The following is a 13652-nucleotide window of genomic DNA, read 5'->3' on the forward strand; positions in this document are numbered from 1 at the left end:
GAGCTCGAGGCTCAGTCAACTGTTCGGGTTCAAAGCGGTAAGGAGAAGCGGCGCCACCAGCTTTCTTTCGGGCTGCGAGCCCATGTAACACAAACGGGCTACCGCTTCGAGTAAGTGGAAAGATAGTTTCCGAATACTTGGAGTCAATATACAAGTAACCAAAGAAAGCAGCTCCACACGCCCGCGGTCACACGCACTTTGGCCATGCTTGCCAGGTGACCGTGGGCTGCCTAAGTGTCGCCCTCAAAGGACTAACCGGGCTTGGCTCGCGCACGGTCTGTCGCCTCGCATCGCACAGCGGAGCGGTTCAGCACCAAATGGCTCCGGCCCGCTTCGCGGCCGTTGGGTCAATCGGGTCCGCCCGTAATGTCTTGCTAATGCTTCCATCTCACTGCGTGGGTGCTTCGCTGGTTTCCCTTGTGGACCCGGCGGCAGCGCGTAGCGCTGTGCCGAAGCTATTTGGTGCTGAACCAATTGGCTATGCGACGCGGGGCGACAGACCGTGCGCGAGCCAAGCCCGACTGGGCCTATGAGGGCGACACTTAGGCAGCCCACGATCGGCTGGCACGCGTGGCCAAACTGCGTGTGACCGCGGGCCTAACAAGCTGCTTTCTTTGGTTACTTTCTTTGCAGCAGCAAAGAAAGTGACTGCCGCCCCGCATAGGGGCAACGCTAATAAACCACAGACAAAACGGGATCGGGCGAAAAAAAACCGATTCACCGACTAGCCCGCGGCGCATTCGAAGCCTTAACCGGTGCACTCCCCGGCTGGTTCATATTTCTGAACATCCCCTGATAGGCAATCGTGTCCTTCTGCAAAGGATGTGCAAAATCGTTACCTTCCCCCGGCACTTCGGTGCGAATCATGAGCAACCGCCCGGGCACATCGTCGGCCATGACGAACGTATAGCGCTTGCCCGTGTACTTGCTAAAGCGCTCGGCATTGGGATCGTTCAAATAAGGCTGTATGACGATTTGCCGGGCCTTCTCATGCTTGCCGAGCCCAAGCGACTCACTCGACACTGGCGTGATCGCCGGCCCCGCCGCAAGCGCCATGCGCACGCGCTGCTGGAAATAGCGCCGCTGACCGCCCGTCAACTGCTCCATCTCCGCGATGTCGTGCTCGAGAAAATAGATGATCGCCGGATTGCACGGCAGCCCGCCCGGCACATTCACGTCGCCGGTCCGATCTGACACATGCGCGTCGTTCTTGTTGTTACCCGGACTCACGACGAGCACGCGCAGCGTATCTTTCACCCGGGATGGCGGCCCGGAATAATCCACCGCGTAGTCGAGCTCGGTCTGCGGCTCGACACCGTTCATGTGCGGCTGCATGAAGATCAACTGCTCGGCCGGCTTGATGTCGACGCCCGGCGCGGACGCGCCCGCAGCCGGCGCATCGGCTGCGGCCACACCGGCCGACATCGACAGCGCAGCGCACGCAACGGCCCACGCGCGAAGGGAACGCCCGTATGTTCGCTTCATTGCGCGCTTACCGGCTGCAACGGCAGCAATGGAACCTGATAGCTCGACAGAATCTGATCGATCTTCGGCTGTTTCGATGCGATCCAGTTATCGACCTTGTCACGCCACGCCTTTTCGCCGTATCGCACGCCCATCGAAATCTCATAATCGAAACGGACCGGCTGGCCCGGCGGGAACGGCACGAGGCGCACCTTGTTATCGGAGCGATTCACGAAGTAGCCCGCGATCGGCCCCCATACGAAAGCCGCATCCACGTTGCCCTGCGCCAGATCACGCTCGATCATCTCGCCCGGAAAGGCCTCAGGATCGCCGCTTTGCCCCTGATACGACACCGCCTGCCCGATCAGGTCATGACTGAGCAGCCAGTCCGTCGCGGGGCTCTTCACGAAGATGCCGAGCTTCATCTTCTTCAACTGCTCGGGCGGCAGATTCATCAGGTCCGACGGCGATTTGATGCTCGCGTATTCGGGCTTGTTCGGGAACACCATCGCGTAGGTGGAATGCAGATAGGGACGCGTGGTCGCAGTGAGCTCGTAGCCCTTCGGCACGCCGATGATCAGATCGCATTTGAAGCGCTCCGTCTGCGGCACCTTCTCACGCAATGTGTTGCGCACGAATCCCATGCGTTGCGGCCAGTACGTGTATTCGAGCTTGTAGCCGAAATCGCTGGCCATCTGGCTCGCGATCTTGTTCTCGTAACCCTCGCCCTTCTTGTTCGAGAGCGGCATGTTGTTGGGATCGGCGCACACGCGCAGCACGCCGTCCGCGCCATCGTTATTCGGCAAGTCGGGGGGTGGTCCGCCCGCGCCTTGCGCGAGCACCTGTTGCGCCGAGAACGTCGCGAATGCCGCGCACAGCGCGGCCAGGAATCGGAACGAAGCGGCGCGGCTTGCATTACGATCAGACATCGACACCTCCGGGTATGAGAGCAATCATCGGACGTTAGCCGTTCATCGGCCGTGCAACGTCCTTATTTTGCATCGATTGCCTGCAGGTCGCCCGGGTTGATCTTGCCATCGGAGCGTCCCTTCAGATAGGCGAAGAGGTTCTCCCAGTTCTTCTGCATCATCTGACTGGAACTGAAATCGGGCATGCCCTTGTCCACGCGCCCGCCGAATACCGTGCGATGGAACTCGTTCTTGTCCAGCGTCTTGAATGCATCGATCAGCGACGGGCCGACCATCCCTTCCTGCTTCGCCCCGTGACAACGTTCGCACGCCAGCGCGCGCCAGGTCTTCCAGCCTTGCAGCGTGTCGTTGTCGACCTTGTTGCCATCGACGACCTTGTACGCGACCGGCTTCATTTGCCCCGTGCCCGCAGGCGTCTGGGCAAACGAAGCGGACGACGCAACGAGCGTCATCGCCAGCAGCAAGAGTGATCGGCCTTTCATACGTCTGACTCCTTGAACATGTCTTGTATATAGGGGTACTTCGGCGCGGCGGCCGTTGCAGCCGCCGCGCATCGCCATCGACTGGCGCACATCAACTACGCGGATCAACCGCCGGGAATCGCGAACACGAAGAGCGTGCCGCCGAGCGCCGTGTACTTCGCGAGCTCCTTGTAGCCGCCGACCGCGCCCAGGCCTTCCGTCGACTTCTCGAGACCCGCCGCCATGCCGATGCCGGCCCAGCCGCCGATGCCCGAGTACACGCCGACATATTGCTTGCCCTGGTACTGGTACGTGAACACGTTGCCGATGACGCCCGACGGCGTCTTGAACTTCCACAGCTCCTTGCCGTCCTTGATGCGCACTGCCTTGATATAGCCTTCGAGCGTGCCGTAGAACACGATGCCGCCAGCGGTCGCGAGCGCGCCGGACCATACCGAGAACTTCTCCGGCTTGGACCACACGATCTTGCCCTTCGCCGCATCCCACGCGATGAAGTTACCCATTGCGCCGTTCTCGTTCGGGCCCGGGTACATCGAGAGCGTTGCGCCGACGAACGGCTGACCCGACACGTAATCGACCTGGAACGGCTCGTAGTCCATGCAGACGTGATTCGTCGGCACGAGGAACAAGCTGGAGTTCGGATCGAATGCGGCCGGCTGCTGGTCCTTCGAGCCGAGCGCCGCGGGGCAGATGTTCTTGACGTTGTGATCGGGACCGGCCTTCTGCGTCGAATAGCTCGCATTGCGGATCGGCAGACCGCTCTTCAGATCGACGCTGTCGGCCCAGTTCACCGCCGGGTCGTACTTCTGCGCGACGAGCAGTTCGCCCGATTCGCGATTCAGCGTGTAGCCGAAGCCGTTGCGGTCGAAGTGAACGATCGCCGGCACCTTCTTGCCGCCGATGTTCAGATCGGAGAGGATCATCTCGTTGACGCCGTCGTAGTCCCACTCGTCGTGAGGCGTCATCTGATAGACCCACTTCGCCTTGCCCGTGTTGAGATCGCGCGCGAAGATCGTCATCGACCACTTGTTGTCGCCCGGACGCTGCGTCGGGTTCCACGTGCCCGGATTGCCCGAGCCGTAGTACACAAGGTTGAGCTTCGGATCCCAGGCGTACCAGCCCCACGTCGTTCCGCCGCCGTACTTCCACTGATCGCCCTGCCAGCTCTTGAGCGACGAGTCCGCACCGACGGGCGCCATCTTGCCGTCGGCCCAGGTCATGGTCGACTGCGGGTCGATCAGCATTTCGTTGTCGGGGCCGACGCTGTATGCCTTCCAGACTTCCTTGCCGTCCTTGATGTTGTATGCGACGAGACGTCCGCGCACGCCGAACTCACCGCCCGAGATGCCGGTCAGCACCTTGTCGCCGAAAACGTGCGGCGCGTTGGTGTTTGTTTCGCCCTTCTTCGGATCGCCGTTCTGCGCGGTCCAGACCACGTCGCCGGTTTTGGCGTCGAGCGCGACGAGCTTCGTATCGGCTTGCTGGAGGAAGATCTTGCCGTCGCCATATGCAAGGCCACGGTTGACCGTATCGCAGCACATCACCGAGATGACCTGATTGTCCTGCTTCGGCTGGTATTGCCAGATGAAGGTCTGATCCTTCAGGTTGATGGCGATAACCTTGTTGGGAAACGGCGAGTGGATGTACATCGTGTCGCCGATGACGAGCGGCGAGCCTTCATGGCCGCGCAGCACACCAGTCGACATGGTCCAGGCAACCTGTAGCTTGCCGACGTTGTTTTCGTTGATTTGCTTGAGCGTGCTATAGCGGTGATTCGAATAATCGCCCGCTTGCGCCGCCCAGTTCGAGGGATTCTTGATCAGGCTGTCGAGCTGCGAGTCGGCCTGGGCCACATATGAATTCAGGCCAGCCGTCGCGACCACCGCCAGTCCAAGAACCAGGGTGCGTAAGTTCATGTCTCCTCCAGAATGGTGATGCCTCCGACCCAGGGATGACCACGCTACCAGGTTGCATCGTGCGCGCCTTCAAATGCAGGTAACGAGCTGCGCTTGGTCCGGTACATAGCCGGACGCTTGCGTAGAGAGGCCAATTGCATATTCCATGCCGGTTTAAGTTGCACAGCTTCAAATCGGGAATTGGGCGGGGAAAGGTGTCGCAAGCGGACGGGTGCTTGTCGGGTGGCGACACATACTGTGTCAAATACGCGAAAAATTGAACGGCGGCGGCGGATCGTGTGACATGACGCGATGCAGCATGTTTTGTTTGGCGCATACTTGGGTGGTTCGCTGCTCTCTTATGGAGGCTTTGCCATGGCTCAAGCCGAAAAGGTCTATTCCGACGAGGAAATCAAGCAACGTCTGACTGGCGCGCTCAAGCACTGGTACGTGGAGGATGGCTGGCTCAGGCGCAAGTTCAAGACCGAAAGCTGGAAAGGCACGCTCATGGTCGTCAATACCGTGGGGCATCTCGCGGAAGCGGCGTGGCATCATCCGGACCTCACCGTTTCTTATGCGTTCGTTATCGTCAAGCTCAAGACGCATTCCGCTAAAGGGATCACTGATAAGGACTTTGCTCTGGCCTCCAAGATCGAAGAAGTTATTCAGTGGCAGCCGGGGAAGGAAGATGGGCCTTTGGATGGGACACCTTCCGATGATCAGCGGTTTCGCTATATCAAGTATGACGAGGCTTCGTAGGGCTTTTTTGCTTTCGGCGGGACCCGTTTTGGTGTTGGTCTATTAGCACTGCCCCTTTGCGGGGCGGCAGTCGCTTTCTTTGCTGCTGCGAAGAACGGCTTTCGCCGGATCCCGATTTCTTTTTGGTTTATTAGCACTGCCCCTGTGCGGGGCGGCAGTCACTTTCTTTGCTGCTGCAAAGAAAGTAACCAAAGAAAGCAGCTCCACACGCCCGCGGTCACACGCAGTTTGGCCACGCTTGCCAGCCCATCGTGGGCTGCCTAAGTGTCGCCCTCATAGGCCACACCGGGCTTGGATCGCGCACGGTCTGTCACCGCGCGTCGCACAGCGGAGCGGTTCAGCACCAAATAGCTCCAGCCCGCTTCGCGGCCGTTGGGTCAATCGGGTCCGCGTGCGCTTCTTTGCTGACGCTTCCACCTCAATGCACTGCCCCTGTACACCGTTGGTTTCCCTTGCAAACCCAGCGGCAGCGCGTAGCGCTGTGCCGGCGCTATTTGGTGCTGAACCAGCGTCTTTTGAGTACTAGCTTGTCAGACCGTGCGCGATCCAAGCCCGGTCAAACCTTTGAGGGCGACACTTAGGCAGCCCACGATCACATGGCAAGCATGGCCAAACTGCGTGTGACCGCGGGCCTAACAAGCTGCTTTCTTTGGTTACTTTCTTTGCAGCAGCAAAGAAAGTGACTGCCGCCCCGCACAGGGGCAGTGCTAATAGACCAACACCAATACGGGATCCAGCGAAAAAAAAACCCAAACCCTCCTGGTACAGGATTTGCCTATCCAAAAGGCCGTAAAAAAAACCCGCGCTTAAGAGGAAGCCCACCCCGATGCCGACCACCTCCCGACGCATATCGCCCGCGGCGATCACAGTGGAATCCCCATCGCGCCTGCATCTCGGCTTCATCGATCCGAACGGCTCGCTGGGCCGCGCCTTCGGCAGCGCGGGCCTCGCCATCGACGCCCACGGAACGCGACTCACCGCGCGGCAAGCGCCAGCATCGAGACAAACCCCGATCATCGAAGGCACGATCAACGACGGCCAGCGCGAACGCATCGAACAGCATCTCGCGCAACTCGAAGCGGCAATGGGCCACGGCCCGACAGTCGATATCGAAGTACACGAAACACCGCGCGCCCACACGGGCCTCGGCTCCGGCACACAACTGGCACTTGCGCTAGGAACCGCATTCGCCCGCGTGCGCGGCCATGCCACCACCACCGCCGATATCGCCCGCATACTCGGGCGCGGCGCGCGCTCCGGCATCGGCATACATGGATTCGATCACGGCGGCCTGATCGTCGATGGCGGGCGCGACGTACGCAACGCGTCCGCCACATCACTGCCGCCGCTCATCGCGCGCCAGCCGTTCCCGGAAGCATGGCGCGTGCTGCTCATCGACGACACCTCGCGCGAAGGCCTCCACGGCGACGAAGAAAAGCGCGGCCTCGCGTCGCTCGCGCCCTTCCCCGCGACGCTCGCCGCGCATCTCTCCCATCTCGTGCTGATGCGCATCCTGCCCGCCGTCGCGGAAAGCGATTTCGACACCTACGCCGACGCCCTCTGCGACCTGCAGCAGACCATCGGCGAATACTTCGCGCCCGTGCAAGGCGGCGTGTTCGCAAGCCCCGCCGTGGCGCGGGCGCTCGAAGCCGTCGCCGCCGAGGTGAAAGCGGGCATCGGCCAGACGTCGTGGGGCCCGGTCGGCTTCGCGTTCGTCGCGAGCGCACAGGACGCCGGGCGCGCGCTCGCGGCCGCGCAACGCGTCTCGCAAGGCGTGCCGCTCACGTTCACGGTCGCCGCGGGACGCAATCGCGGCGCGACGTGGCGCGCGGCCGATCATCGTCATCACGGCGCGAACGCGGCCTGAGCACGCAGCGCGCATCGACAGATTCAATCGACACCAACGCCCAACGAGTCCATCGCCATGCCCGAAGCCACCGAACGACCCTACGTCCTGCACATGTTCACCAGCACGCCGCAAATGAGCCCGTTCGACGTGAACATGGCCGCCGACGCTGGCTATCAGATCCTCGTGCCCTACTGCAATGTCGACGAGGACAGCGTCGTGCAGCTCACGCAGGACGCGATCTTCTCGCGCGGGCCGAAGGGCGTGTCGCGCACCGGCATCTTCATCGGCGGGCGGGACGTGATGCTCGCCGCCGACATGCTCGAAAAAGCCCGCAACGCGATGGTCCCGCCCTTCGAGGTCTCCGTCTTCGCCGATCCGAGCGGCGCGTACACGACGGCCGCGGCGCTCGTCGCGCTCGCGGAAAAGCATCTGCGAGCCGCGCATTCGGTCGATCTCGGCGGCAAGCGCGTGCTCATACTCGGCGGCACGGGCGCAGTCGGGCGCGTGGCGGCGGCGATGGCCGCATCGCTCGGCGCGGACGTCGCCGTCGCGAGCCATTCGAGCCATTCGCGCGCGACGCAGGTGAGCGACGAGATCAATCGCCGCTTCGATATCGCGACGTCGGGCATCGCGACCGGCTCGCCGGATCAACTGCATCGCGAGCTCGCCCGCGCGGAAGTGGTGTTCGCCACCGCCGTGGCCGGCGTGCAGGTGATGACCTCCGCCGATCTCGCCCACGCGAAGAACCTGCTGATCGCCGCCGATGTCAACGCCGTGCCGCCCGAAGGCATCGCCGGCGTCAACGTGATGGACGACGGCAAGCCGCTCGCGGGCGCCGCGCGCGCGGACGCCGTAGGCATCGGCGCGCTCGCGATCGGCAACGTGAAGTATCAGGCCGAACACCGTCTCTTCCTGCGCATGCGCACCGGCGGCAAACCCGTTTATCTCGGCTTTCCCGAAGCGTTCGACGAAGCCCGCGCGATCGTTGCCGGACAAAGCTCATGACTTCAGCCGATGAATCCCGCGCGCCGCGCGTCGCCGTCGCGGGATTGTCGGCGCGGCTTGTCGCGCAATCGGCGGCGCGCGCGGGGCTGAATGTCGTCGCGCTCGATATTTTCGGCGACCGCGACACGCGCGCGCACGCGGGCATGTGGTTCGATATCGGCGGCAACGGACTCTCGATCGATCGCGCGCGTCTCTACGATGCGCTCGAACGCGCGGCGCGCCTGCCGCGCATGCTCGGTCTCATCGTGACGAGCGGCCTCGAACCGCTCGCGGGAGAACTCGCGCGCGCGCCACGCGTGCCGCGCTTCATCGGCAACGGGGCGCAGGCGGCCGCGGTACGCGATCCGCGGCGCTTTTTCGCGTTGCTCGACGAGGCGCAGGTCGCGCACCCGGATGTGCGCTACACGCCTCCCGCCGATCGCAGCGGCTGGCTCGTCAAGCGCTCCGACGGTTGCGGCGGCACGCATATCGAATGGGCCGAGGACGTCGAGCGCGCACCCGCCGGCGCGTATTTTCAGCGGCTCGCGAAAGGCCGCTCGATGTCCGCGCTTTTCGTCGCCGCCCATCGCGAGGCCGCGGTGATCGGCTTCGCGGAGCAACTGACAGTCGCTGCGGGACGCCTGCCCTTCGTGCACGCGGGCTCGCTCGGGCCGGTGCAGTTGCCGTGGCACATCGCGGCGCGCATCGTCGAGGCCATCGACAGGATCGTCTGGCAAACGGACCTCACTGGCCTGAACAGCATCGACTTCCTGCTCGACGGCGACACGTTCAGCGTGCTCGAAATCAACACGCGCCCGTCCTCGACGATGGCGCTCTACGAAGCCGCCTGGCCCGACGCGTGGCCGCGCGGCTTGATCGGCGCGCATCTGGATGCGTGTCTGCACGGCGACTTGCCGCACACGTCCGACACGGCCGCGCGCACGCCATCGCTTCATGCGGGGCAGCGCGTCGTGTTCGCGCGCGAAGGCTTCACCGCATCGCGCGCATTCAGCGACGCATGCTTCGACGATCCCGCGTGCCACGACGTGCCGCTCGCCGGCGCGCGAATCGAAGCGGGCCAGCCGGTCTGCACGATGACCGTGTCCGCGCCCGCGTTTTGCGACCTGCGCGACGCGCTGGATCGCGAGCACGCGCGCATTCTGCAACGCATCGAAACCCTCTGTACATCATGACTTCGACTTTTCAGGCTGACGGCGCGGTGAGCGTCAACGCATCGAGTGCGCGGCTCGTCGCGCGTCTCATCGACGATGCCGCGCGCCTTCGCGTCGATGTGACTCGCACGGACGGCGGCACCGTCATCGTCGATGCGGGCGTGAATGCCAAAGGCAGCGCCGAGGCCGGCATATTGATCGCGCGCATCTGCATGGGTGGTCTCGGGCGCGTCGCGCGTCGCGTCGCCTACGATAGCGCGCCGCTCTGGCCTGACTTCATCGAGGTGCATACGAGCAATCCGGTGCTTGCATGCCTCGCGAGCCAGTACGCGGGCTGGAGTCTGTCGGCGACCAAGGAGCAGACGGGCGGCAAGAAATTTTTCTCGCTCGGCTCGGGCCCGGCGCGCGCACTCGCGTGCAAGGAGCCGCTCTTCGACGAGCTCGGCTATCGCGACCGGCACGATCGCGGCGCGCTCGTGATGGAAGTGGATCGTCTGCCGCCGCAGGTCGTCATCGACAAGGTGCTCAACGATTGCGGCCTCGCGCCGGAGCATCTCGTGATCGCCGTGACGCCGACACAATCTGTCGCGGGCACGGTGCAGGTCGTCGCGCGCGTCGTGGAAGTCGCGCTGCACAAGACGCACGTGCTGGGCGTCGATCTGGGGGAAGTCGTCGAAGGCAGCGGCAGCGCGCCGCTTCCGCCGCCCGCGCCCGACGGCATCGCCGCGATGGGCCGCACCAACGACGCGATTCTCTACGGCGGCCGCGTGCATCTGACCGTGAAAAGCGACGCGGCCGCGAAGCGCCTCGCCGCCGAACTGCCGTCGTCGAATGCGCGCGACTATGGCCGTCCGTTCGCCGACATCTTCACGTCGTTCAACTACGACTTCTATCAGATCGACCCGGCGCTCTTCGCGCCCGCGCAAGTGTGGGTGTCGAGCCTGGAAAGCGGCGCGACCTATCACGGCGGCAGGGTCGACAAGCCGCTGCTCGACGCGCAATGGCTCGGAGACGCGTCATGACCTTGCCTGCATTGCGTGTGGCGATCATGACCGATGAAACCGGCTGGCACACCGGCCGCCTGAAAAAAGCCTTCCGCGCGCGCGATGTGGAAGCGCGCTGCGTCGATCTCGCGGACTGCCGCATCGACACGACATGGAAGCCGCACGGCCTCGCGATTCCCGGGTTCGGTCACACGCTGCCCGACGCGGTGCTGGTGCGCGGCATCGCGGGCGGCACCTTCGAGCAGGTGACGTTGCGCCTCGGCATCCTGCACGCGCTCTGCGAGTGCGGCGTGCCCGTCTATAACGATGCTCGCGCGATCGAGCGCAGCGTCGACAAGTCGATGACGAGCTTTCTGCTCAATCGCTACGGCGTGCCGACGCCCGCGACGTGGGCCGGCGAATCCCCGGCGCATGCGCAGCGCGTGCTGATGCGCGAGGCGGCCGCCGGGCGGCAGGTGGTGATGAAGCCGCTTTTCGGGTCGCAGGGCAAAGGCCTGAAGAAACCCGGCTTGAGATTGCCGTCGCTCAAATCGTTCAGTCAGGTGGCCTATCTGCAGCGTTATGTCGATGCGGGCGCGCCCGGCTTCGACTGGCGCGTGCTCGTGATCGGCGGGCGGGCCGTCGCTGCGATGAAGCGCGTTGGCGGCGAGGACTGGATTCACAACTATGCGCGCGGCGCGCGCTGCGAGCCGGCGGAACTGTCGCCCGCGCTCACGGACGTCGCCGTGCGCGCGACCGCGGCGCTCGGGCTCGACTATGCAGGCGTCGATCTGATTCCGTCCGAGGACGAGCGTCCGGTCGTGCTCGAAGTGAATGGCGTCGCGGCATGGCGCGGCCTGCAATCGGTGACGCCGGTCGATATCGCGGCGCTGCTCGTCGACGACCTGCTCGATCGCAAGCTGCCCGCATCGAAGGGCGCGCTCGCGCTCGCCAGCGGCGATGAACGCTTCTGACGCACCGCTCGCCGTGCGCGCGCGCACCGCGTTCCTGCGCGCGTGCCTGCTCGACGTGGAGACGAGAAAACCGGGAAATGTGAGCGTCGCGAGCGCGGGGCACGGCATGACGTCGGCGCAATTCATCGCGAGCGCGGGCACGGCGGCGGCGGGGCTTTTCACGCCGCACGCACGCGTGGGCGCGCGCATTCTCGACGCCGTGCGCCGCACGTTCGATGCGGTCGGCTGCAATACGAATCTCGGCATCGTGCTGCTTGCCGCGCCCTTGTGCGCCGCGCTCGATGCTTTCGATGCGAACGCATCGATCGACGCGGCGCGCTGGCATGGGGCGACGCAACGCGTGCTCGCGGACCTTGATGTGGACGATGCGCGCCTCGCCTACCGCGCGATTGCGCTCGCCAATCCGGGCGGCCTCGGCGACGCGCCCGAGCAGCCCGTGCACGCGCCGCCGACCGTGACTCTGCGCGCGGCGATGACGCTCGCGGCGGATCGCGACAGCATCGCGCGTCAGTATGAGAACGGTTTCGCCGAAGTCTTCGGCGCGGGCCTCGACGCAGCGGGCGAAGTCGCGGCATCGACGGCGCATCGCGCGATGCTCGACGCATTCCTTACATTTCTCTCGGGCTGGCCCGATTCGCACATAGTGCGCAAGCAGGGCGCGGCGGTGGCGCAAAGTGTCACGCGCGACGCGGTGCGGCATCGCGCGCAATGGCGCATGTCGGGCAGTCCCGTCGAGTCGCGGGCGCTCGATGACTGGGACGCCGAACTGAAGGCGCGCGGCATCAACCCGGGCACGAGCGCGGACCTCGCGGTGGCGACGCTCTTCGTCGCGCTGGTGGCGTCGTCGAAGAATGCATGAAGTCTGCCCGCGCGGATCAAAAATTGGCACGGAACATGTTAGGAAGTTCGCGGTTGAGCGGTCGCATCGGAAATCGGGCGAACCGCGAGCCTTGCGCGGCTTTGGGTCTGACCGTCGCGAGTCGAGAGCAAGTCGCTAGTCCCTGGAACCACACATCACTGGAGGAACAGCATGGCCAAGATCAACCGCGTCATGGTGGGAGAGTCGCTCGTCGGCGATGGCAATGAAGTCGCGCACATCGACTTGATCATCGGACCGAGAGGTTCGGCTGCCGAGACCGCGTTCTGCCACGCGCTCACGAACAACAAGGATGGCTTCACATCGCTGCTCGCGGTGGTCGCGCCGAATCTGCTGACCAAGCCAAACACGATTCTCTTCAACAAGGTGACGATCAAGGGCGCGAAGCAGGCGGTGCAGATGTTCGGCCCGGCGCAGCGTGCGGTGGCGATGGCCGTTGCGGACAGCGTGGAAGGCGGCGTCATTCCCGCCGATGAAGCCGACGACCTGTTCATCTGCGTTGGCGTGTTCATCCACTGGGAGGCGGATAACGACCAGAAGATCCACGACTTCAACTATCAGGCGACGAAGGAGGCCATTGCGCGCGCGGTGGCGGGCGAGCCTTCCGCGCAGGAGGTAGTATCGAAGAAGGGAACGATGTCGCATCCGTTCTCGCCGAGCTGATGTGCATGGCCGGTGCGTTTTATGTTGTTTGCGTGCCGGCCGCTTCGAATCGACGACATTACGAGGCTTATCGCATGACCCCACGTTGCTGCGCGTTGACGGTGCTCACCTGCCTCTCGCTGATTTCGCCGCTTTCGCTTGCAGCGACGGGTGCTGGGGGCGGTGGCGCGCCCGCCAGGACTCACGACTATCCCACCGAAGGACGCGTGGAATATGTGCTCGGATGCATGGACGACAATGGGCACGATTTCGCCAACGTGTACAAGTGCTCTTGTGCGATCGACAAGATCGCTGATGTGCTTACTTATGATGACTACGTCGAGCAGTCTACGTTTTCTAAATACGCCACGCTGGGTGGGGAAGGTGGGGCGGAGTTTCGGGTCGATCGCGCGAAGGCTCAGACGAGGAAGTTTCGTGACTTGCAGAGGGATGCTTATAAGGCTTGTGGGATTGCGCCGCGGAAGTAGGGGCGGGGGGGTTTTGGTGGTTTGCTTGGGTTTTTGCCGGATCCCGTATTGTTCGTGGTTTATTAGCGCTGCCCCTATGCGGGGCGGCAGTCACTTTCTTTGCTGCTGCAAAGAAAGTAACCAAAGAAAGCAGCTCCACACGCCCGCGGTCACA

General features: G+C 63.7%; 13 protein-coding genes. 9 read left to right on the forward strand and 4 right to left on the reverse strand.

Going from position 1 to position 13652, the window contains the following annotated elements; genetic code table 11:
- Positions 1-717: 717 nt before the first annotated feature.
- The 4 genes from NCT32_RS19965 to NCT32_RS19980 all read right to left on the reverse strand — a co-directional run bounded on the left by NCT32_RS19965 (position 718) and on the right by NCT32_RS19980 (position 4791).
- Positions 718-1485 carry a hypothetical protein gene (locus NCT32_RS19965; protein WP_061120725.1) on the reverse strand — a complete coding sequence of 256 codons (768 nt, stop codon included), beginning with the start codon at positions 1483-1485 and terminating at the stop codon, positions 718-720.
- Positions 1482-2393 (reverse strand): substrate-binding domain-containing protein, encoded by a 912-nt coding sequence (locus NCT32_RS19970; protein ID WP_250490493.1) that lies wholly within the window; start codon positions 2391-2393, stop codon positions 1482-1484. Before NCT32_RS19970 ends, NCT32_RS19965 begins: the two co-directional genes overlap by 4 nt.
- A 62-nt stretch (positions 2394-2455) precedes the next feature.
- A complete protein-coding gene (locus tag NCT32_RS19975; RefSeq protein WP_061120723.1) occupies positions 2456-2875 on the reverse strand; it encodes a c-type cytochrome in 420 nt (139 codons plus the stop codon).
- 104 nt (positions 2876-2979) lie between these two features.
- On the reverse strand, positions 2980-4791 hold the full coding sequence (locus tag NCT32_RS19980; protein ID WP_061120722.1) for a methanol/ethanol family PQQ-dependent dehydrogenase: 1812 nt from the start codon (positions 4789-4791) through the stop codon (positions 2980-2982).
- 354 nt (positions 4792-5145) lie between these two features.
- On the opposite strand from NCT32_RS19980, the gene NCT32_RS19985 reads away from it, so the two are divergent.
- The 9 genes from NCT32_RS19985 (at position 5146) to NCT32_RS20025 (ending at position 13498) form a co-directional block, all read left to right on the forward strand.
- Positions 5146-5529 carry a 4a-hydroxytetrahydrobiopterin dehydratase gene (locus tag NCT32_RS19985; RefSeq protein WP_061120721.1) on the forward strand — a complete coding sequence of 128 codons (384 nt, stop codon included), beginning with the start codon at positions 5146-5148 and terminating at the stop codon, positions 5527-5529.
- Between the two features lie 826 nt (positions 5530-6355).
- Positions 6356-7396: a beta-ribofuranosylaminobenzene 5'-phosphate synthase family protein gene (locus tag NCT32_RS19990; protein ID WP_061121945.1), complete on the forward strand. Its 1041-nt coding sequence runs from the start codon at positions 6356-6358 to the stop codon at positions 7394-7396.
- 57 nt (positions 7397-7453) lie between these two features.
- Positions 7454-8383: an NAD(P)-dependent methylenetetrahydromethanopterin dehydrogenase gene (locus tag NCT32_RS19995; protein WP_061121946.1), complete on the forward strand. Its 930-nt coding sequence runs from the start codon at positions 7454-7456 to the stop codon at positions 8381-8383.
- Positions 8380-9555 (forward strand): ATP-grasp domain-containing protein, encoded by a 1176-nt coding sequence (locus tag NCT32_RS20000; RefSeq protein WP_061121947.1) that lies wholly within the window; start codon positions 8380-8382, stop codon positions 9553-9555. Before NCT32_RS19995 ends, NCT32_RS20000 begins: the two co-directional genes overlap by 4 nt.
- Positions 9552-10556: a methenyltetrahydromethanopterin cyclohydrolase gene (mch, locus tag NCT32_RS20005; protein WP_061121948.1), complete on the forward strand. Its 1005-nt coding sequence runs from the start codon at positions 9552-9554 to the stop codon at positions 10554-10556. The genes NCT32_RS20000 and mch overlap by 4 nt, the downstream gene beginning before the upstream one ends.
- Complete coding sequence (locus tag NCT32_RS20010; protein WP_250477512.1) at positions 10553-11491, forward strand: RimK family alpha-L-glutamate ligase; 939 nt, start codon at positions 10553-10555, stop codon at positions 11489-11491. Before mch ends, NCT32_RS20010 begins: the two co-directional genes overlap by 4 nt.
- Positions 11478-12350, forward strand: coding sequence for a triphosphoribosyl-dephospho-CoA synthase (locus NCT32_RS20015; RefSeq protein WP_061121950.1), 873 nt, complete (start codon positions 11478-11480; stop codon positions 12348-12350). The genes NCT32_RS20010 and NCT32_RS20015 overlap by 14 nt, the downstream gene beginning before the upstream one ends.
- Before the next feature lie 171 nt (positions 12351-12521).
- Positions 12522-13031, forward strand: coding sequence for a formaldehyde-activating enzyme (gene fae, locus NCT32_RS20020; protein ID WP_061121951.1), 510 nt, complete (start codon positions 12522-12524; stop codon positions 13029-13031).
- A 74-nt stretch (positions 13032-13105) separates the two neighbouring features.
- Positions 13106-13498 (forward strand): hypothetical protein, encoded by a 393-nt coding sequence (locus NCT32_RS20025; protein ID WP_061121952.1) that lies wholly within the window; start codon positions 13106-13108, stop codon positions 13496-13498.
- Positions 13499-13652 lie beyond the last annotated feature (154 nt).

It is taken from the genome of Caballeronia sp. INML2 (assembly GCF_023631365.1).
GTDB classification, from domain to species: Bacteria; Pseudomonadota; Gammaproteobacteria; order Burkholderiales; family Burkholderiaceae; genus Caballeronia; species Caballeronia turbans.

Bases quoted from the DNA above. Each gene is read 5' to 3' on its own strand.
- NCT32_RS19965 (WP_061120725.1), bottom strand. From the start codon at position 1,485: ATGAAGCGAACATACGGGCGTTCCCTTCGCGCGTGGGCCGTTGCGTGC.
- NCT32_RS19970 (WP_250490493.1), bottom strand. From the start codon at position 2,393: ATGTCTGATCGTAATGCAAGCCGCGCCGCTTCGTTCCGATTCCTGGCC.
- NCT32_RS19975 (WP_061120723.1), bottom strand. From the start codon at position 2,875: ATGAAAGGCCGATCACTCTTGCTGCTGGCGATGACGCTCGTTGCGTCG.
- NCT32_RS19980 (WP_061120722.1), bottom strand. From the start codon at position 4,791: ATGAACTTACGCACCCTGGTTCTTGGACTGGCGGTGGTCGCGACGGCT.
- NCT32_RS19985 (WP_061120721.1), top strand. From the start codon at position 5,146: ATGGCTCAAGCCGAAAAGGTCTATTCCGACGAGGAAATCAAGCAACGT.
- NCT32_RS19990 (WP_061121945.1), top strand. From the start codon at position 6,356: ATGCCGACCACCTCCCGACGCATATCGCCCGCGGCGATCACAGTGGAA.
- NCT32_RS19995 (WP_061121946.1), top strand. From the start codon at position 7,454: ATGCCCGAAGCCACCGAACGACCCTACGTCCTGCACATGTTCACCAGC.
- NCT32_RS20000 (WP_061121947.1), top strand. From the start codon at position 8,380: ATGACTTCAGCCGATGAATCCCGCGCGCCGCGCGTCGCCGTCGCGGGA.
- mch (WP_061121948.1), top strand. From the start codon at position 9,552: ATGACTTCGACTTTTCAGGCTGACGGCGCGGTGAGCGTCAACGCATCG.
- NCT32_RS20010 (WP_250477512.1), top strand. From the start codon at position 10,553: ATGACCTTGCCTGCATTGCGTGTGGCGATCATGACCGATGAAACCGGC.
- NCT32_RS20015 (WP_061121950.1), top strand. From the start codon at position 11,478: ATGAACGCTTCTGACGCACCGCTCGCCGTGCGCGCGCGCACCGCGTTC.
- fae (WP_061121951.1), top strand. From the start codon at position 12,522: ATGGCCAAGATCAACCGCGTCATGGTGGGAGAGTCGCTCGTCGGCGAT.
- NCT32_RS20025 (WP_061121952.1), top strand. From the start codon at position 13,106: ATGACCCCACGTTGCTGCGCGTTGACGGTGCTCACCTGCCTCTCGCTG.